Source organism: Bradyrhizobium sp. UBA2491 (assembly GCF_002341725.1).
GTDB lineage: Bacteria > Pseudomonadota > Alphaproteobacteria > Rhizobiales > Xanthobacteraceae > Bradyrhizobium.
The window spans coordinates 1-18,491 of record NZ_DDOP01000039.1 but is presented as its reverse complement, the minus strand read 5'-3'; the positions used below and the strand labels follow the sequence as shown (position 1 = coordinate 18,491).

18 protein-coding genes are annotated in these 18,491 nt (G+C 64.9%); 11 read left to right on the top strand and 7 right to left on the bottom strand.

Annotation, left to right across the window (positions count from 1 at the left end):
* The first annotated feature begins 33 nt into the window (after positions 1-33).
* Complete coding sequence (locus tag B2W55_RS11400; protein ID WP_024580331.1) at positions 34-1,029, top strand: VOC family protein; 996 nt, start codon at positions 34-36, stop codon at positions 1,027-1,029.
* A 1-nt stretch (position 1,030) separates the two neighbouring features.
* A complete protein-coding gene (locus B2W55_RS11395) occupies positions 1,031-2,635 on the top strand; it encodes a bifunctional 3-(3-hydroxy-phenyl)propionate/3-hydroxycinnamic acid hydroxylase (protein WP_024580332.1) in 1,605 nt (534 codons plus the stop codon).
* Here B2W55_RS11395 and B2W55_RS11390 read toward each other — a convergent pair.
* From B2W55_RS11390 to B2W55_RS11380, 3 genes are read right to left on the bottom strand one after another with little or no spacing between them, the layout of a single operon-like run.
* Complete coding sequence (locus B2W55_RS11390) at positions 2,625-3,098, bottom strand: GlcG/HbpS family heme-binding protein (protein ID WP_024580333.1); 474 nt, start codon at positions 3,096-3,098, stop codon at positions 2,625-2,627. The two genes, B2W55_RS11395 and B2W55_RS11390, sit on opposite strands and share 11 nt — an antisense overlap.
* Before the next feature lie 36 nt (positions 3,099-3,134).
* Positions 3,135-4,628, bottom strand: a complete 1,494-nt coding sequence (locus tag B2W55_RS11385) for an aldehyde dehydrogenase family protein (RefSeq protein WP_200894412.1) — start codon at positions 4,626-4,628, stop codon at positions 3,135-3,137.
* A gap of 15 nt (positions 4,629-4,643) precedes the next feature.
* Positions 4,644-6,185, bottom strand: coding sequence for a hypothetical protein (locus B2W55_RS11380; RefSeq protein ID WP_024580335.1), 1,542 nt, complete (start codon positions 6,183-6,185; stop codon positions 4,644-4,646).
* Between the two features lie 302 nt (positions 6,186-6,487).
* On the opposite strand from B2W55_RS11380, the gene B2W55_RS11375 reads away from it, so the two are divergent.
* From B2W55_RS11375 to B2W55_RS11350, 6 genes are all read left to right on the top strand, one after another.
* Positions 6,488-7,255 (top strand): TenA family transcriptional regulator, encoded by a 768-nt coding sequence (locus B2W55_RS11375; protein ID WP_024580336.1) that lies wholly within the window; start codon positions 6,488-6,490, stop codon positions 7,253-7,255.
* Positions 7,256-7,281: 26 nt separating this feature from the next.
* A complete protein-coding gene (locus B2W55_RS11370) occupies positions 7,282-7,626 on the top strand; it encodes a 2Fe-2S iron-sulfur cluster-binding protein (RefSeq protein WP_024580337.1) in 345 nt (114 codons plus the stop codon).
* A 3-nt stretch (positions 7,627-7,629) separates the two neighbouring features.
* Entirely contained in the window at positions 7,630-7,926 is a 297-nt protein-coding gene (locus B2W55_RS11365; RefSeq protein ID WP_024580338.1) for a hypothetical protein, read from the top strand.
* A gap of 11 nt (positions 7,927-7,937) precedes the next feature.
* The gene (locus B2W55_RS11360) at positions 7,938-8,267 is read left to right on the top strand and encodes a 2Fe-2S iron-sulfur cluster-binding protein (protein WP_043855635.1); all 330 of its coding nucleotides are present in this window, start codon (positions 7,938-7,940) and stop codon (positions 8,265-8,267) included.
* A 41-nt stretch (positions 8,268-8,308) separates the two neighbouring features.
* Complete coding sequence (locus tag B2W55_RS11355) at positions 8,309-9,211, top strand: GntR family transcriptional regulator (RefSeq protein WP_200894411.1); 903 nt, start codon at positions 8,309-8,311, stop codon at positions 9,209-9,211.
* 177 nt (positions 9,212-9,388) lie between these two features.
* A complete protein-coding gene (locus B2W55_RS11350; protein ID WP_024580340.1) occupies positions 9,389-11,017 on the top strand; it encodes a GMC family oxidoreductase in 1,629 nt (542 codons plus the stop codon).
* A 166-nt stretch (positions 11,018-11,183) separates the two neighbouring features.
* Here B2W55_RS11350 and B2W55_RS11345 read toward each other — a convergent pair whose 3' ends face one another.
* On the bottom strand, positions 11,184-12,014 hold the full coding sequence (locus B2W55_RS11345; protein WP_024580341.1) for a FadR/GntR family transcriptional regulator: 831 nt from the start codon (positions 12,012-12,014) through the stop codon (positions 11,184-11,186).
* Between the two features lie 68 nt (positions 12,015-12,082).
* Positions 12,083-12,850, bottom strand: coding sequence for an SDR family NAD(P)-dependent oxidoreductase (locus B2W55_RS11340; protein ID WP_024580342.1), 768 nt, complete (start codon positions 12,848-12,850; stop codon positions 12,083-12,085).
* Between the two features lie 121 nt (positions 12,851-12,971).
* On the opposite strand from B2W55_RS11340, the gene B2W55_RS11335 reads away from it, so the two are divergent.
* Both B2W55_RS11335 and B2W55_RS11330 read left to right on the top strand, forming a co-directional pair.
* Positions 12,972-14,495 (top strand): acyl-CoA synthetase, encoded by a 1,524-nt coding sequence (locus tag B2W55_RS11335; protein ID WP_024580343.1) that lies wholly within the window; start codon positions 12,972-12,974, stop codon positions 14,493-14,495.
* 8 nt (positions 14,496-14,503) lie between these two features.
* Positions 14,504-15,466, top strand: coding sequence for a Bug family tripartite tricarboxylate transporter substrate binding protein (locus tag B2W55_RS11330; RefSeq protein ID WP_024580344.1), 963 nt, complete (start codon positions 14,504-14,506; stop codon positions 15,464-15,466).
* An 83-nt stretch (positions 15,467-15,549) separates the two neighbouring features.
* Here B2W55_RS11330 and hemE read toward each other — a convergent pair whose 3' ends face one another.
* On the bottom strand, positions 15,550-16,596 hold the full coding sequence (hemE, locus tag B2W55_RS11325) for a uroporphyrinogen decarboxylase (RefSeq protein ID WP_024580345.1): 1,047 nt from the start codon (positions 16,594-16,596) through the stop codon (positions 15,550-15,552).
* Between the two features lie 144 nt (positions 16,597-16,740).
* Between hemE and B2W55_RS11320 the strand changes: the two genes are divergently transcribed.
* Entirely contained in the window at positions 16,741-16,926 is a 186-nt protein-coding gene (locus tag B2W55_RS11320; RefSeq protein WP_024580346.1) for a hypothetical protein, read from the top strand.
* A 142-nt stretch (positions 16,927-17,068) separates the two neighbouring features.
* Here B2W55_RS11320 and B2W55_RS11315 read toward each other — a convergent pair.
* On the bottom strand, positions 17,069-18,491 hold a 1,423-nt coding region (locus tag B2W55_RS11315; RefSeq protein ID WP_291532223.1), incomplete at its 5' end, for a TadG family pilus assembly protein.

Here is an 18,491-nt window from a genome sequence, read left to right as displayed (position 1 = left end):
TGAGCTCCGGCGACGGCAAATCAGAAGGTGCGCATGAGCCTCCCGACCACGAACCACGATCCCGGGTTTCGTATCACGCGGGCCAGCCACGTCGTCCTGACCGTCCGCGATCTCGCCGCCAGCCGGCGGTTCTACGAAAAGGTGATCGGGCTGATCCTCACCGCGGAGGAGGGCGATGCGCTCTATTTCCGCGGCGTCGAGGAGGCCTGCCATCACAGCCTTGTGTTGCGCAAGGGTGGCGGCGCCGCCTGCGCGCGGCTCGGCCTGCGGGTGTTCCAGGAGGATGACCTCGACCGGCTCAAGGGCTTTTTCGAAGCGCATGGCTGCCGCGTCGCCTGGGCCGAGGTGCCGCATCAGGGCCGCACGCTGCATGCGACCGATCCGGCCGGTACGCCGCTGGAGTTCTGCGCGACCATGCCGATCGAGCCGCGCATGATCACCCAATTCACCCGCCATGCCGGCGGCTCGGCGCTGCGGCTCGACCATTACCAGGTGCTGACGCCTGAGCTGCGCAAGGCCTGCGAGTTCTACACCGCGGCGGGTTTTCGGCTCAGCGAGTATATCGCCCCCGCGGGCACGTTCGATCTGCGCGGCGTGTTCTTGCAGCGCAAGGGCAATCCGCACGACATCGTGTTCTTCAACGGTGCCGGACCGCGGCTGCATCATTTCGCGTTCCTGGCGCCCGAGGTGCATCATCTGCTCAACGCCTGCGACATCGCTGGCGAGCTCGGCTATGGCGCCGCCGTCGAACGCGGCCCGGGGCGGCACGGGCCGGGACACGCGATGTATGTCTACATGCGCGACCCCGACGGGCACCGCGTCGAGCTGTTCAACACGCATTACCAGATCATGGACATCGAGAACGAGCCGATCGGCTGGGACCCGTCCGACCACAAGATCTCGTTTCCCTGGGGGCTGCCGGCGCGGCAGGCCTGGTTCGAGGAGGCGACGCCGTTCGCCGATGTCGCGATCCGCGAGCCGCAGGTGAAGCCGAAGCCGTTGACGCTCGAGAGCTACCTCGCGAAGTAGCATGTCGATGCCGGTCGCGAACCCCCTTTATGACGCGGCGATCGTCGGCCTCGGGCCGGTCGGCGCCATCTTCGCCAATCTGCTCGCGAAAGCCGGACTGAGCGTCGCTGTCGTCGAGCGTGTCGCCGAGATCTACGACAAGCCGCGCGCGATCACGCTCGACCACGAGGCGCTGCGGGTGTTGCAGGCGATCGGGCTCGGCGATTTCATGGAGCAGGCGATCGCCCCGCATAATGGCTCGCACTATCTCGGCGTCGACGGCGAGATCATCAAGATCTTCGACCCGATGCCGCCGCCGTTTCCGCTCGGCTGGATTCCGAATGTCACCTTCGTGCAGCCGGAGCTCGAGCAGGCGCTGCGCGACCAGCTCGCGGACGATCCGCATGTCGACATTTTCCTCGCGGCCGCCGGCGTGTCGTTGCAGCAGGACGACGGCGCGGTGACCCTGACCGCGCGGCGCGAGTCCGGCGCGGAGTTCGTGATCCGCGCGCGCTATCTGGTCGGCTGCGACGGCGCCAACAGCTTTGTCCGCAAGCGGCTCGGCATCGGTCTGGACGATCTCGCCTTCGATGAATGCTGGATGGTGGTGGACACGCTGACCAGCGATCCCGCCAAGCGGCCGGCCAAGAGTTTTCAGTATTGCTGGCCGTCGCGTCCGGGCACCTTCGTGCCGGGGCCGCGAAACTTGCGACGCTGGGAGATCAAGCTGCTGCCCGGCGAGGATCCGGAGGCCGCTGGCGCGCCTGACAATGTTGTCCGCCTGCTCAAGGGCTTCACCGATATCTCCGATCTCACGATCTGGCGCTCGGCGGTCTATCGCTTCCATGCCCTGCTCGGGCAGCGCTGGCGCGATCGCCGGGTGCTGCTGATGGGCGACGCCGTGCACCAGACGCCGCCGTTCCTCGGGCAGGGCCTCTGCGCCGGCATCCGCGATGCCGTCAATCTGGCCTGGAAGCTCCGCCTGGTGCTGCGCGGCGACGCCGACGCGGCGCTGCTCGACAGTTACGAGATCGAGCGCAAGCCGCACGTTCGCGCCGTCGTCGCCAGCGCCAAGGAGTTCGGCAAGATCATCGGCGAGCTCGATCCCGTGGCCGCCGCCGAACGCGACCTGCGGCTGCGCGCCGAGTTGAAGGCCGGCAAGGCCGAGACCATCAGGCAGAAATTCATCCCGGACCTCGAGTCCGGCCTCATCGCGCCCGGCGCTGAACTTGCCGGGCGGCTGTTCGTGCAGCCGCATGTGCGCGCGCCCGACGGACGGACGTGCCGGCTCGACGACCTGTTGAAGCCGGAGTTTGCGATCGTGACGCTGGCCGCACAGCAGATGGCGTGGCTGTCGGAAACATCACGCGCCGGCTGGCAGCGCCTGTCCGGCGAACGCGTCGTCATCACCGCGTCGGGTGAGAGCTGCGACGCCAACGGCATTCTGAGCGTGGTCGAGCGCGACCGGCTGTTTGCCGACTGGATGCGGCAGCACGGCGTAGCGGCGGCCATCGTGCGGCCTGATCGCTACGTGTTCGGCGCCGCGCGCAGCGCCGAACAGCTCAACATGCTGGTCGAGCGATTGATCGACGCGCTCGGCGCAAGAAAGTCGCCCGTCATTTCTTGATGTCGGCCGCGACCAGGACGCGATGGCCGCGCAATAGCTCCTGCAAGGCCAACAGCGCAGCGAGGCCGCATTGGGTGTCCTGCTCGCCATTGCCGCCGCTCAGCCCGATGCCGCCGACCACCTCGTCGTCGACGACGATCGGAAAGCCGCCGACGAACACCGCGAACTTGCCGTCGAAGCTCCACTGGATGCCGAACGCCTCGTTGCCGGGCAAAGCGGGGCCGTTCGGCGGCTGATTGAACAGATGCGTCGAACGCTTGTGGCCGGCCGCGGTGAACGCCTTGTTCCAGGCGATCTGCGGGCCGGTCACCCGCGCGCCGTCCATCCGTTCCAGGGCCAGCGGGTAACCACCATCGTCGGTCACGCAGACCGTCTCGGCGACGCCGATCTCGGCCGATTTCCGGATGGCGGCGGCGATCATGTGGCGGGCTTCGGCAAGCTCGAGTTTGAATGTCTGTCTCATCGCTCTCTTTCGATATTGAGGGGCGTCGATCGCGGCTCAAACGCCGCGATAGACCGTCTTGATCTGGGTGTAGAATTCGAGACCGGTGCGGCCGGACTCGCGGAATGTCGAGGTGCTCGATCGTTTCAGGCCGCCGAACGGCGCGTTGATCAGATTGCCGGTCGTGGTGCGGTTGATCTTCACCGTGCCGGACTGGATGTCGTTGGCGAAATCGTGCATCACGCGCGGGTTGCGCGTCACGATCGCAGCCGACAGGCCGTATTCGCTGGCATTGGCCTTGGCGATCGCGTCGGCATAGCTCTCGACCTCGATGATCGCGATCACGGGACCGAAGATCTCCTCGCGCGCGATCGTCATCTCCTGGGTCACGTCGGTGAAGATCGCGGGCGAAACGAAGTACCCGCCATCGTAACCTGCGCCGGTGAGCCGATCGCCGCCGTGGAGATGCATCGCCTCCGCCTTGCCGATCGCGACATAGCGCAGCACGGTCTCGAGTTGCCGCGCGGTGGCGAGCGGCCCCATCTCCATGCCGCTCGTGAGACCGCTGCCGATCTTGATCGCCTGCACCCTGGCGAGCAGCCGGGCGGTGAATTCGGACCGCACCTGTTTCATGACCAGCACCCGGCTGGTGCCGGTGCAGGCCTGTCCCGCCAGCGACAGACCGCCCTTGATGGCGAGGTCGACGGCCTGGTCGAGATCGGCATCGTCCATCACGATCAGCGGGTTCTTGCCGCCGAGCTCCATCTGCGTGCGGGTGATGAAGCCGACCGCGCGGCAGATCTGTTCGCCGGCAGTGGTCGATCCCGTGAAGGAGATCGCCCGGATCACCGGCGGTTCGGTGATGGCGGGCCCGATCTCGCCGGCCCTGCCGGTGATGAAGTTGAGCACGCCCTTCGGCAGCCCCGCCGCGATCAGCGCTTCCGCCAACCGGTAGCCGCTGAGCGGCGCATCCGATGAGGGCTTGAACACCACGGTGTTGCCGGTGACGAGGGCCGGCGCGATCTTGCGCGCCGGAATCGAAATCGGAAAATTCCAAGGCGTGATGACCGAAACGACACCGAGCGGCTCGCGCAGCGTGTAGACGGTCATGTCGGCATCGTCGTTCGGGAACACTTCGCCCGTCCACGACTGCCCTTCGACCGCGTAGAAGCGCAAGGTCTGAGCCGAGCGCACCACCTCGTCGCGGGCGAGGCCGAGCGACTTGCCCATTTCGCGCGTCATCTCGCGCGCAATCCGATCGGCGTGCGACTCGAGGTGATCAGCCGCGCGATTCAGGACGGCGGCGCGTTTGGAGATCGGCGTCCGCCTCCAGCCTTCGAATGCAGCGGCGGCGGCATCGACGGCGGCCCGCGCCTCCGTGGCGCTGGATTCCTGGAAGCGCCCGACAATGTCGGCATTGTCGGCGGGGTTGATGTTCGCGGTCAGCCTTCCCGATGCGCTGCGGACGCGCTCGCCGGCGATCAGGTTGGGGAACTCCTCGATCTCGGTCGGCGTGGAGGGGTGGGTGTTGCGCATAGCCGCTTCAGTCATCGTCAAAAGGCCTCTTCAATGAAAGATCAGAACCGCTGCGATCGTCGACGCCGCGAGCCCGGTCAGCACCGGAAGCATCGCGGTTCGCACGATCGTGAACACCGGCACGCGCGCGAAGCCGGCCACTGCGATCAGCGACGACCATGCCACGAGCGTGCCGCCACCGGTCCACACCGCGCCCATCTGGCCGATCGCGGCGAGCGTCGCGGGCTCCAGCCCGACCGAAGGTGCCAGCGCGCCCGACAGCGAGCCGGTCAGCGGCAGCCCGGCGAAGCCGGAGCCGTCGATGCCGGTGATCATGCCGGCGATCAGGACGCCGAAGGCGACGAAGAACTCGTTGCCCGGTATCCAGGCCTGCGCGGTCTGGATCAGTTCGAACAGCAGGCTTGGCGCCTGGGCCGCGGGCACGCCGAGGATCGGCGAGGACAGGCCGGGTTCGGCGCCGAGGAAGAAAAAGCCTGCGATCGGCAGCACCGAGCCCATCGCCTTGAAGGCGAAGACGAAGCCTTCGGTGACGTGATCGGCGCTGGTGTCGAGGAATTTTCGCAGATCGTCAGTGACAAAGGACGCGCAGATCATCAGCATCGCCGCGACGCCGCCGACCAGTGCCGCGGCGTCGCCGCCCTTGAGATCGTGACCGATGCCGAGCTTGGCCAGCACCATCACGGCGATCACGCAGAGAAAGGCGAGCGGGGTCGCGACCGCGAAGAACTTCGACCAACGCTCGCGGCGGGTCGGCACTTTCGCCAGTTCCGTGTCGATCTGCGCCTGGGTTGCGAACGGGCATTGGCCCTCGGCGGTGCCGCGCGCGATCTCGGCCTTGTCGAAAGTTCCTTCCTGCTCGAGCCGGGCCAGCTCTCCATTGCTCGACTTCGCCTGCCAGCGTTCCAGCAAGCGGTCGTCGGGCTTGGTGATCGACTTGCGGATCGAGAGATAGGCGAGCGTCAGCGCAACGCCGCCGGTGATCAGCGAGAGCACCAGCGCGCGGTCGGCAACCATCGCGGCGCTGACCGCGGCGCCGGCCGCCTTGGCGCTGATCCCGGGGGCGACGCCGATCACGTAATCCGACGACAATGCCATGCCTTGTCCGGCGATCGCGATGGCGATGGCGCCGCCGAGCGGCGGCAGCCCGGCCGCGATCGCCGCCGGCAACAGCACCGCGGAGACCAGCGGCACCGCAGGCGTCGGCCAGAAGAACAGCGAGATCACATAGGTGATCGCGGCGAGCACGAAGTAGGCGGTGTGGCCGGTCTTCATCACGGCGCGGAACGGCTCGACCATGCGGATGTCGGAGCGGAGCACCTTGAGCGCATTCAGCAGCGCGGTCATCAGCGCGATCACCAGGAAGATGTTGAAGAGCTCCTTTGCGGCGGTGAAGCTCGCATTGAACACGCTGGCAAGCGCTGCGACCGGACTGTGAGTCCAGGCCAGTGCGACCAGGAATGTCGCGATCACCGACGGCACCACGACGTTGGCGCGCCAGATCATGGTCAGGACGATGACGGCGACGCCGAGCAGATAGACCCAATGCGCGGCAACGATCGGAACGTGCTGCATGCTTATTGCTTCCCCCTGTTTGCCCAATAATGTATACTGTATTCAAGAATGACAAGCCCAAATTGAAGGCCGAACGTTCGGATATTTGTCGGGCAAAGGGGCGGCCGACTGCATTATGAGGCATAAAATGCCTATGATCGGAGCGGTCGTGCATCGCGCGTGGGCAGGGTGATCCAGCGGTCTGCGCCATGCGCTTTGATGTTGACATGCCCAAAAACAGTATACAATATACATCAAAGATGTCGCCGCGACCGGCGGCCCGATGCCCGGACGGCAGTTCTTCACGGCACAGGAGCGCAACGATGCAGAAGCTGATGGATCATGTGGAATTTCGAACCGCCCTCGAGAACGCCATCAAGGGAAAGAGCGCCAACAAGGCTCCGTTCAGCGTGGCCTGGGCCAGTGGCAAGCTGAGCCGTGCGCATCTCGCGCGCTGGGCCGAGAACCACTACCACTATGTCGGTCCGTTCGCCGACTATCTCGGCTACATCTACGCGCGGATGCCGGAGCAGTATCAGGAGGCCAAGGACTTCCTGCTTGCCAACATGTATGAGGAGGAGATCGGCGGCGATCGTCACACCGATCTTTTGATCCGCTTTGCCGAGGCCTGCGGTACGACCGCGGCGCGGGTCAAGGACCCCGACAACATGACCCCGACCACCCGGGGCTTGCAGAGCTGGTGCTATTCGGTCGCGATGCGCGAGGATCCGATCGTCGCGGTCGCGGGCCTCGTGGTCGGCCTGGAATCGCAGGTGCCGTCGATCTACCGCAAGCAGACCCCGACCTTGCGTGAGAAGTACAAGTTCACCGACGAGGAGGTCGAGTTCTTCGATCTCCACATCGTCTCCGACGAAATCCACGGCGAACGCGGCTACCAGATCGTGCTGGAGCACGCCGACACGGTCGAATTGCAGCAGCGTTGCCTGAAGATTTGCGAGATCGGCGCGCAGATGCGGTTGCTCTACACCACGGCGCTGTATCACGACTACGTCGCGGGCGAGATTCCGCTGGCCGAGCTCGATCTCGCCACCGGGGTCACTGCCGAGGAGCGCGTGCTGTTGCAGGCCTGACCGGTCAGGGAACGGAGAACGGCGCGATGCCCAAGGTGGTTTTTCACCGCAACGGCGAGACCTTCACCGGCGAGGTCAAGGAGAACACCAATCTCGTCGTGCGCGCGGGCATCCGCCAGTTTCCCTATCCGAACTTCCTCTATGGCTGCGGCATGGGGAAGTGCGGGAAATGCGCGTCGCGGATCATCGCGGGCGGCGAGCATCTGCCGGAGCCGAACTGGAAAGAGAAGAAGCGTCTCGGCGCCAGGATCGAGCAAGGCTACCGTCTCGCCTGCCAGCTCTGGCTCACGCACGACGTTGAACTATCGCAAGAGGCCATGCCGCTCGCCGACGTCGTCGCGCCGGCCGGCGCAGCGGTTGGGAGGCCGTGACCGATGTATGTGATACTGACGAGCAAGCCGGGACAGTTTCGCACCGAGATCGTCGAGGGGCTGCGGCCGCTCGCGGCCTACGACTATTTGTTCTACGGCACCAGGAAGGCGACATTCGTGATCGCCGAGCTGATCAAGGAGACCAAGGTCAAGGTCGTCGACGAGGCCTGGTCGCCGCCGATCGTGAACGAGGTGCCCTCGAAGTTTCTCGAGAAGTTCGAAACCCCGGAACGGGCGCTGAGCGAGCTCGAGCATCTCATCACCTTCGGCCACATGGACACCAAGCTGCGCAAGCGCTGACGGATATTGCGATGATCGAAGTCACGTTTCTGACCAATGGTGGGAAAACCGTGACCGCGCCGGAGAACAGCAACCTGCTGCGCGTCTCGCTGCGCGAGCAGGGCGGCATTCCGTTCAAATGCGGCGGCGGCCTCTGCGGAACCTGCAAGTGCCTGATCGAGAGCGGCATCGAGAACACCGATGCGATCAAGCCGAAGGAGCGCAAGCACCTCACCGAAGAGCAGTTCGCGGCGGGCTACCGGATGGCGTGCCAGACCTTTCTCAACGGCAGCGTCAGCGTATCGTGGACGCCGCGAAGCGCCGTGCCGCCGGCGCGGCCGGTAGCTGTTGACGGCGAATGAGCGCGGCTTGATGGCACGCAGCCGGCGGTCTAAATACCGATTTGCCGCCGTTCGGCCGGGAGTCTGGCAGCTCGTTGGACCTCGTCACGTGGTCCATCAAACGAATGAAGCGGGGCCGGACAGGTCACCTCATGGCAGGCAGTCTCGGAAATTCCAAACGCCTTGGCGACGATTACCTTTCCCTGCATGGCAAGGTGATCCAGGAGTTGCGCCAGGCGATCCTGAGCCGGCGGCTCAAGCCCGGCGAGCGGCTGGTGGAAGGCCGGCTTGCCGAAGAGCTCGGGGTCTCCCGCAATCCGGTGCGCGAGGCGATCCGGGTGCTGGAGTCGGAGGGGCTGGTCGAGGTGACCGCACGCCGCGGCGCCTCGGTCATCACGATGAGTGATGAGGAGGCGCGCGAGACCATCGAGGTCCGCGCCCTGCTCGAGGGGCAGAATGCACGTCTTGCGGCGCGTCGCCGCGAAGAGAGCATCATCAAGCGGATTGCCGCGGTGCTGAAGCAGGGCAACGAAGCGGTTGCGGCCCGGCACTACGATCTATTGTCCGACCTCAACCAGCAGTTCCACCACGAGCTGGCCGCGGCCGGCCGCAATCGCGTGCTGGCCGATCTGCTGAAGCGGTTGCGCGAACGCACCGCGATGCTGTTCTCGCCGACCGACCCGGTGCGCCAGGCCCGCACCTGGGACGAGCATGCCGCGATCCTGCGTGCGATCATCGCCGGCGACGAGCGCGCCGCGGCCACGCTTGCCGCGGAGCACGTGATGCGCGCCGGCGCGGATTTTCTCTCCAGCCTGCATGTGCCCGACGAGGACGCTTCGCTGGAGGCGGTATCGGCGAAATACGGCGCGCCGCCCGCCGCCGGCGCGGACCGGGCCACGCCGGCCAAGCCGGCACGCCGAAGCCAGCAACGCGCCGGCTCGCGTCGAACAAAGGCCGGCAGCTGACGCGACCGTCGCGTTGCTGCGTTCGCGGCTGCCGGTCCGACAATCGAAGGTCCGGTGGTACCGTTCGGGAACGTCAGCTATCTTTCTTGACCGCATCTGCCACGCTCGCTACGTCTTTTCCCAATGCTTGGCAGGGGCGCAACTCTGCCGGCCGCGCCGATTGGCCGGGGGAAACCAATGAACAACAATCATGGCACGTCGCCGAACGACGTCGCCGAGTTCGACTATGTCATCGTCGGCGCCGGCTCGGCCGGTTGCGTGCTCGCCAACCGCCTGAGCGCCGACGGCAAGCACTCGGTGCTGCTGCTCGAGGCCGGGCCGAAGGACACCAACATCTGGATCCATGTCCCGCTCGGCTACGGCAAGCTGTTCAAGGAAAAATCCGTCAACTGGATGTACCAGACCGAGCCTGAGCCCGGGCTGAACGGACGGCAGGTGTTCCAGCCGCGCGGCAAGGTGCTCGGCGGCTCCAGCTCGATCAACGGACTGCTCTATGTGCGCGGCCAGCACGAGGACTACGATCGCTGGCGCCAGCGCGGCAATGCCGGCTGGGGCTATGACGACGTATTGCCTTATTTCCGCAAGGCGGAGGATCAGCAGCGCGGCGGCAACAAATATCACGGCGCCGGCGGCCCGCTGCCGGTGTCGGACTGGCGGCATCACGATCCGCTGTCGGAAGCCTTCGTGCATGCCGCGGCCGAGGTCGGCATTCCGACCAATCCGGATTTCAACGGCGCGACCCAGGAGGGTGCGGGCTTCTTCCAGACCACGACGCGGCGCGGCCGGCGCGCCTCGACGGCGCGGTCCTATCTGCGGCCGGCGCTGACCCGCGGCAATCTGCATGTCGAAACCTCGGCGCTGGCGCAGCGCATCTTGTTCGACGGCAAGCGCGCGAGCGGCGTCGCCTACAGGCAGAACGGGCTGTTGCGCACCGCCAAGGCACGCAAGGAGGTGCTGGTGTCGAGCGGCGCGTATAATTCGCCGCAATTGCTACAGCTCTCCGGCGTCGGCCCGGCCGACCTGCTGAAGCAGCACGGCATCGACATCGTGCTCGATGCGCAAGGCGTCGGCAACGATTTGCAGGATCACATGCAGGTGCGCATCGTCACGCGCTGCGCGCAGAACGTGACGCTGAACGATGTCGTCAACAATCCGGTGCGCCGCGTCATGGCCGGGCTGCGCTACGCGGCGCTGCGCAAGGGGCCGTTGACCATCGCGGCCGGCACGTCGGGTGCGTTCTTCAAGACCAGCCCGCGGCTGGCGTCACCCGACATCCAGATCCATTTCCTGCCGTTCTCGACCGACAAGATGGGCGAGAAGCTGCATCCGTTCTCGGGCTTCACCGCCTCGGTCTGCCAGCTGCGCCCGGAGAGCCGCGGCTCGCTGAAGATCAGGAGCGCGGATCCGAGCGTGCCGCCGGAAATCCGCATCAACTATCTCGCAACCGAAACCGATCGCCGCGCCTTCATCGACGGCATCCGCATCCTGCGCAAGATCCTGGCGGCGCCGGCGCTGAAGTCCTATTCGGTCGGAGAGGTCGATCCCGGCGCCAAGGTGGTCGGCGACGACGACCTGCTGGATTTCTGCCGCCGCACCGGCAGCACGGTCTATCATCCGACCTCGACCTGCCGGATGGGCAACGATCCGCTCGCGGTCGTCGACAACAGGCTCAAGGTGCGTGGTGTCGACGGATTGCGCGTGGTCGATGCGTCCGTGATGCCGGACCTGATGTCGGGCAATACCAACGCGCCCACGATCATGATCGCGGAAAAGGCCTCGGACATGATCCTGGAGGAGGCGCGGTAGTCTGGTCAGCGAAGCGGTGGTCCGACGGGCCGCCGCCGGCTTCGTCTTCCGTCACCCCGGGATCGAGGAGCAATTGCCGAGCGCCTTGTGGCTTCGGATGTGCTGCGGCATCACCAGTTCGCTGGGCTGCCGTGGAATCGATCAATCAGGCGGGCAACCGTGAACGTCAGCGCGCATCGCTGCGGAGCTTGGCTTGCTCGGCGTTCAACAGATGGGCGTTGAGCTTGGTCAGATAGCGGTGCATCGTCTCACACGCGCCCTTGGTGTCCTTCGCCTTGATCTGCTCGATCAGCTTCAGGCGTGAGGCGATCACCGGGTCATGGGCCGGCGGTCCGGCAATCAGGACAAAGTGGCGGATCACGGATGCCATCGCTTCCAGAATCGCCGACATGACCTGGTTTCCGGTCGAGTTTGCGAGCAAGGTGCTGAACTCCACCGCCTTCAGCGTACGTTCCTCATAGCGTCCCTGCCGGGTCAACTCGATCGTTTCGGTCACGTTCCTGCTCAACTCCTCGATGTCCGCGCCACTGGCGCGCTCGCATGCTGCGCGTACCACTGCGTCCATCACCAGCAACCGAGCCTCCAGCAGCGTGGCGAGGGAAACGTGGCCGAAGTCGAGCATATCGCGGAACGTGCGGGTGACCTGTCCGGCGCCGCTTTTGGTGATGAACGCACCGCCCTTGCTTCCCTTTCTCAATTCGACGATGCCGGCTATCTCGAGGCTTCGGATGGCTTCGCGCAGCGCGGTGCGGCTGACAGTGAGCATTTCCGAAAGCTCGCGTTCGGACGGCAAGCGGTCACCGGCCTTCAGTTCTCCGGTGACCAGCTTGTCGCGAATGGCGTCGCTGATCTCTTCGAAGATACGGCGCGTCTTGACGGGGCGAAACGGCCCGCCGGCTGCCCGTGTCCCGATGCGGTCGGCCGCTTCTGATGCCGATGGACTTGCCGCGCGCCTGCCGGCAGCGCGCTGCGTCGATCTGGATCGCTGTTGCGGCATGAGTCGTCCCTGATGGTAGGTCTTCTTCAGCCTCCGCCGAGTGCTTTGCAAGGGTTTCCGCCGGTTGATCAGATGGAAATGTGGAAACCCCCGTTCACCGCCAAGTGCTGGCCGGTGATGTAGGAGGCCGCATCCGAGAGCAGGAAGCACACCGGCTGTACGACCTCTTCAGGCTGGGCCCAGCGACCCATGGGAATGCGAGCCAGTATTCCCTCACGAAACTTGTCGCCCCGGATTGTTTCGGTCATCGGCGTTTCGACCACGCCAAAGCAGACGGAATTGGTTCGGATGCCGAACTTCGACCACTCCTTGGCCGATGTCATCGTCATGCCCAGCATGCCGCTTTTGGCGGCGGCATAGTTGATCTGGCCCATCGAGCCGGCACGGCCCGCGTCAGAGGAGATGTTGACGATGGAGCCGACATTGGTTTCGCCGCCCTTTGCACGCTTCAGCATGGTGCGCCCCACGGCTTGGGTCCAGAGAAACGCGCCGGTCAGATGCACCTCGATGACGGCATTCCATTGCGCAAGCGTCATCTTCTCCGACATCGCCGGCCGGGTGATGCCGGCGTTGTTGACGAGGCCGTGGATCGCACCGAACCGCTGGACGATCTTCTCGACCGCGTCGGTTGCGAAGGCCTCATCGGTCACGCTGCCGGTGATCGTCATCAACTGGCGGTCGGACGCGTCGTAGGTCGACAGAGTGTCGCGGTTGAGGTCGATGGCAACCGCGTTGGCGCCGAGCTCCCTTGCCAGTTTGATCGTCGCGCGACCGATGCCTTGGCCGGCGCCGGTCACGACGACAGTCTTTCCTTCCAGAGAAACGATGTTGCGCATGGCGTGCTTCCTTCGCGTCTTGCCGGCCAATCATTGATCAATTGGACTATTGATTTAATGGTAAGACCATTATATCGAAGTCGATGTCAAGCCGGACGTAGAACCTGCTGGCGGGGGGAAGATGGAAAACGACACTGCGACCGTCATTGTTGGCGAACGCGTCCGTTCGAAAGCCGAGCTTCTGGCGCGTGCACGCCGGGCGGCCTGCGGACTTGCCGGGCTCGGGGTGCGCGAAAATGACGCCGTCGCCCTGTTGCTGCGAAACGACTTTGCCTTCCTCGAAGCTACGCATGCAGCCAATATCATCGGCGCCTATGCCGTACCGCTGAACTGGCACGCAAGCCCGGACGAAATCAGTTACATGCTGGGCGACTCGAAGCCGAAGGTGCTTGTCGTCCATTCCCATTTGCTCGATCCGGTGCGTCACGTCATTCCCGCGGGATGCGCGGTACTTGTCGTGCAGGCTCCAGACGCTCCAGACGTCAACCCGCTTGTCGCCGCGCCGCACACGGATATCGACTGGGACCGGTGGCTGGCCGCGCATGCCGAGTGGGACAAGCCGGCGCAACCCCCGAGAACGTCGTGGATCTACACGTCAGGGACCACGGGTCGCCCAAAAGGCGTTCGGCGAGCGCCGGCAACGCCCGAGCAGGCCAAGGCGATGCGCGATCTGTTTCGGATCGTCTATGGCTGTCGCGACGGCATGCGTTCATATGTCGGCGGACCGCTCTATCACGCCTCGCCCAACGCGTTTGCACGGCAAGGCCTGGCGATGGCTGACGTCGTCGTGCTGTCGTCGCGCTTCGACCCCGAAGAGTTGCTTCGGCAGATCGATCGCCATCGTTTGACGACACTCGTGATGGTGCCGACATTCTTTGTGCGGCTGCTCAAGCTTCCGGAAGACGTCCGCCGCAAATACGACGTGTCTTCGCTCGAACTGGTGTTGCACACGGGTGCGCCGTGCCCGCCCGACATCAAGCGCGCCATGATCGCGTGGTGGGGGCCGGTCCTGATCGAGACCTATGGCGGGTCCGAGACCGGCATCGCCACTGTCTGCACGTCGCACGACTGGCTTTCGCGACCCGGCACCGTGGGGCGCGTCGCTCCCGGCGGCACAATCAAGATATTTGACGAGAACGGTCGCGAGCAGCCGCCGGGCGTCAGCGGCGAAATCTACGCGCGTTCACCGGCCTATCCTGATTTCAACTATCACGGCCGTGACGATGATCGTCGCTCCGTCGAAATCGACGGGCTGATCACGTGCGGTGACGTCGGATACCTCGATACCGACGGCTATCTGTTCCTCAACGATCGCAAGCGGGACATGATCATCTCGGGCGGGGTGAACATCTATCCTGCCGAAATCGAAGGGGTGCTTCAGAGTTGTCCGGGCGTCCACGACTGCGCGGTCTTCGGCATTCCCGACGATGAGTTCGGTGAGCGCATCTATGCTGCCGTTCAGCGCGACGCGGGCGCAGCACTGAGCGAGGACGAGGTCAGGAATTTTGTTCGCGAGCGCCTCGCAGGGTTCAAGGTGCCGCGCGAAGTTGTTTTCCACGACACGCTGCCGCGCGAAGAGAGCGGAAAGATCTTCAAACGAAAGCTGCGCGAACCGTTCTGGACCGGGCGGTCGACGCAGATCTGAGAGGGACCATGATCACGCGACGGGCACTTATGAAGGGCGCAGCCGGCATTGCAGCCCTTGTTTCGACCCCTGCGCTGGCTGAGACGCCCGCCTGGCCCAGCCGGCTGATCAAGATCGTGGTGCCGCTGCCACCCGGCGGCGTGATGGACGGCTTGACGCGGGTGGTCGCCGATCGCATGGCCCAGCGGTTGGGCCAGTCCGTCATCGTGGAAAACAAGCCGGGTGCCAACGGCATGATCGCGGCAAGCGCTGTGGCGGGGGCGGAGCCGGACGGTTACACCGTTCTCTCCACGATGAGCTCGATCGTGCAGAACGTCTCGCTGCACAAATTACCGTCCTACAAGATGTCCGATCTGCTGCCATTGGCGCCTCTCGGCCGCCTGCCGATCGCGTTCATCGTGCCCAGGACCCTCGGCGTCGCGACTTTGCGGGACTTCGTCGAGAAGGCGCGCAGCAGCGCGAAACCACTGAGTTATGGAACCTACGGCCTCGGCTCGAGCGCGCATATCATCGGCGAGGTGCTGATGAAGAACACGGGCATCAAGCTCTTGCAGGTGCCCTATCGCGGCGAGGCCCCGGCACTGACCGCGATCCTTTCCGGCGAAGTGGATAGCGCCTTTGTTTCGGTCGGCGGTGCGTTGGCTCAAGACGAAAAGGCACAAACGCTAGCAATCGCCAACCCGTCGCGGATGAAGCGGTATCCGGCTATCCCGACATTCGACGAGGCGGGATTTCCCGTGCTGGGGCTGACCGGCTTCAGCGGCTTCTTTGCCCCCGCAGCCACGCCAAAGGCCGTCGCGGCTCGATTGAGCAAGGAACTGCGGGAGATTGTCGCGCTTCCAGACGTGAATTCCAAGCTGCTCGACCTCGGGTTCGAGGATATGAGCGACGTCACCGATTTTGCCGGATTTGTCGACGACGAAGTCAAGCGCTGGGCGTCCGTGATCCGCGAATTCAATATCAGCATATAGGACGGTAGCCGCCCGGCTCCTTTGCATGGGGTTGTTTTCGATGTTTGGCGGCGCGCACTCGGCGAGGCGTGAAGGAGGTGGCTTCACCCCTTATACGCGCGCACCCGCGCGACCATCTGCTCGACATGGGCGATCGGCGTTTCCGGCAGGATGCCGTGACCGAGATTGAAGATCATCCGCCCCTTGCCGAAATTCTCCAGCACGTCGTCCACCGCGCGGTCGAGCGCGGCGCCGCCGGTGATCAGCGCCAGCGGATCGAGATTGCCCTGCACGGCGACACGGCCCTGGACGCGCTCGCGGATCATCGACGGCTCGGTTGCCCAATCGATCGAGACGGCATCGACGCCGGTCTGCTCGATGTAGGCCGGCAGCATGCCGCCGGCGCCGCGCGGGAAGCCGATGATCCTGGCACCGGGGACCTGCTGGCGTACCCCGGCAACGATGCGCCGGGTCGGCTCGATCGACCAGCGGGCGAATTCGCGGGGCGGCAGCACGCCGGCCCAGGTGTCGAAGATCTGCAAGCAATCGGCGCCGGCCTTGAGCTGGCCGACGAGATAGTCGATCGAGTTCTCGACCAGCACGTCGATGATCCCAGCGAAGGCGTCCGGATGGCGATAGGCGAGCAGGCGGGCGGGCGCCTGATCCGGCGTGCCCTGTCCGGCCACCATGTAGGTCGCAACCGTCCATGGCGCGCCGCAGAAGCCGATCAGCGCGATGTCGGGCGCAAGCTCGCGGCGTACGCGGCGCAGGGCTTCGAACACCGGCTCGAGCTTGTCGAAATTGGCCCGCGTGGCCAGCGTTGCGATCTCGCCAGGCGTCGCCAGCGGATCGAGCCGCGGCCCTTCGCCGGCCTCGAAGCGGACCGAGCGGCCGAGCGCGTAGGGGATCACCAGGATGTCGGAGAAGATGATGGCGGCGTCGAAGTTGAACCGGCGGATCGGCTGCAACGTGACCTCGGCCGCGAATTCGGGCGTGAAGCAGAGATCCAGAAAACCGCCGGCCCTGGCGCGCAGCTCGCGATATTCCGGCAGGTAGCGGCCGGCCTGCCGCATCATCCAGAGCGGCGGCACGTCCTGCCGGCGGCCGGACAGGACCTCGATGAGCGGCTTCTTGGTGGCATCCTGGGGCACGCGGCAAGTTCCTGGTCACGGTCAGATTTGCGCCCCTGATACACGCTGCGACGCAATGGGCCAAGGCGGTTCTGGAACCCCGTTCGCATGGAGGCGTTGTCTGGGCGCGTTGTCCGCGGGCAACGGACCGAAACGGAGGGATGGATGGCCGAGAAATTCGACCCAGCCGCGCATGACAAGCATGCCAACACGCCGCGCGAGGCACAGGTCGCCGACCGCAAGGCGCATTCCCGCCTCAAGGAGGGGCTGGAGGGCACTTTCCCGGCCTCCGATCCGGTCAGCGTCACGCAGCCGGCACCGACGAAGCACGACGGCGGTCGGGACAAATAGCGGGCCAATTCCGGTTGGGGCTTCGCGGCGCGATCGTTCCGCCAAAACGAGATGAGATCAGGTCGAATCGTCAGCTCGCTTTAGCTTCTTGCTTGCGCATGATCTTTTCGGAAAGCCGCTTCGCACTTTTCCGGATCATGCTCTAGCTCACCAGCACCGCACCGTCGCAGCGAATGCCCATCACCGACGTGTCGACCTGGCCGATCCCGATGCCGAGCGTGGAGAGCAGATTGGACAGCACCTGATCGAGTGGGGCCGTGACACCGATCAGGATGCCCTTGACGAGATTCAGAACGCCCGAGAGGACCGTGTCCAGCAGCGTCAGCGGGACCTCGAGCAGATAGATCTTGAGATCGAGGTCACCAAGCAGGTTCCCGACCAGTGACGACAGGAAGTTGCTCGTCGTCACCGTTTTCTTGGTTCCCGCCTGAATGTCGCTGTAGCTGAAATTGACGCTGGTCGGCGTGGTGTTGCCAATGCCGACATGTGCGAGCGCTCTGATCGTGAGGAGGTTGCCGAGATCGACCAGCTTCACCGGCGGCGGATTCGGCTTGCGTGTGAAGTCGTTCATTTCGGCAACGCCGACATCGCCGATCCATGCATCGACGATCCCAGGTGTCACCCCGAGCGTGACCTGCGACGTGCTGATGTCCGGACGGCCGCAGGACACCGCGTTGAGTGTCGCGGTGGCCGATGCCACTTCGACATAGATCGGCAGCTTGATCAGCGAGACGCTGCCGGTGCCGAGAACCTTGACCAATACCAGCAGCCTGGTCTGGGCGGTGTGGAGGCTGACGCCCTGGGTACCGAACTGCACCCAGCTCGAGCCGACCGGCCGTTCGCCGATGGTGACGTACACCGCTACTTGCGCGAGGCCAGGCAAATTGAGGTCGATGTTGGTTGCGACTTGATGGGTGCCGTTGGAGATCTGCGCGACCGCGTTGATCAGGTCGAAGATCGACACGTTGGCGCCGATCTGCGGTTTCTGCCCCACCGTGAGATTGGCAAAGGGGCCGAGATCGATCAGCTTGCCGGTCACAAGCTTGGCCGGGCTGCTGGCGACGGCCTGCGAGATCGATGACAGCGCCGTGGTCGCTGCGCTCGCGCCGTTGGTGGACTGCTGCGTCGACAAGGCGGCCGCGATGATGTCGCCGACCTTGATGTTGGCCTTCAGCAGGGTGTCATAGGTTCCCACGGTCAGATTGACCCGCGTCGCGAGCGCCTGCAGGAAATCCAGCGCGTCGATCTTGGTGCTGATCAGGGAGTTATAGTCCATCACCGAGAGCGATATCGAGGTGCCGAGCAGCGAGCTGAGTAGCGCATTGAGCGCACCGCCATTGACTGAAAGCAGCCTCGATCCGATCGAGAACGACGCCGCCGCCGTCGTGCTGGCGACGGCGGTTGCCTTGATGGTGAAACTGCGCTGGCCGGTCAGATACCGCGCGAAAAAGAGCGGGGTCTGGGTGTTCAGCGTGACGCGCACTGCGTTGGCGGTGCCGACAGCCGGGGTCACGAAACGGGCCTGTGGCGCAATCGCGCCGTCGGCTGTCATTCGGCCTGCAATA

Coding starts and splice junctions, on each gene's coding strand:
- B2W55_RS11340 (WP_024580342.1), bottom strand. CDS start 12,850: ATGCGCAACATCGTTTCTCTGGAAGGAAAGACTGTCGTCGTGACCGGC.
- B2W55_RS11330 (WP_024580344.1), top strand. CDS start 14,504: ATGATCACGCGACGGGCACTTATGAAGGGCGCAGCCGGCATTGCAGCC.
- B2W55_RS11335 (WP_024580343.1), top strand. CDS start 12,972: ATGGAAAACGACACTGCGACCGTCATTGTTGGCGAACGCGTCCGTTCG.
- B2W55_RS11380 (WP_024580335.1), bottom strand. CDS start 6,185: ATGCAGCACGTTCCGATCGTTGCCGCGCATTGGGTCTATCTGCTCGGC.
- B2W55_RS11400 (WP_024580331.1), top strand. CDS start 34: ATGAGCCTCCCGACCACGAACCACGATCCCGGGTTTCGTATCACGCGG.
- B2W55_RS11395 (WP_024580332.1), top strand. CDS start 1,031: ATGTCGATGCCGGTCGCGAACCCCCTTTATGACGCGGCGATCGTCGGC.
- B2W55_RS11365 (WP_024580338.1), top strand. CDS start 7,630: ATGTATGTGATACTGACGAGCAAGCCGGGACAGTTTCGCACCGAGATC.
- B2W55_RS11360 (WP_043855635.1), top strand. CDS start 7,938: ATGATCGAAGTCACGTTTCTGACCAATGGTGGGAAAACCGTGACCGCG.
- B2W55_RS11390 (WP_024580333.1), bottom strand. CDS start 3,098: ATGAGACAGACATTCAAACTCGAGCTTGCCGAAGCCCGCCACATGATC.
- B2W55_RS11320 (WP_024580346.1), top strand. CDS start 16,741: ATGGCCGAGAAATTCGACCCAGCCGCGCATGACAAGCATGCCAACACG.
- B2W55_RS11345 (WP_024580341.1), bottom strand. CDS start 12,014: ATGCCGCAACAGCGATCCAGATCGACGCAGCGCGCTGCCGGCAGGCGC.
- B2W55_RS11350 (WP_024580340.1), top strand. CDS start 9,389: ATGAACAACAATCATGGCACGTCGCCGAACGACGTCGCCGAGTTCGAC.
- B2W55_RS11385 (WP_200894412.1), bottom strand. CDS start 4,628: ATGACTGAAGCGGCTATGCGCAACACCCACCCCTCCACGCCGACCGAG.
- B2W55_RS11375 (WP_024580336.1), top strand. CDS start 6,488: ATGCAGAAGCTGATGGATCATGTGGAATTTCGAACCGCCCTCGAGAAC.
- B2W55_RS11370 (WP_024580337.1), top strand. CDS start 7,282: ATGCCCAAGGTGGTTTTTCACCGCAACGGCGAGACCTTCACCGGCGAG.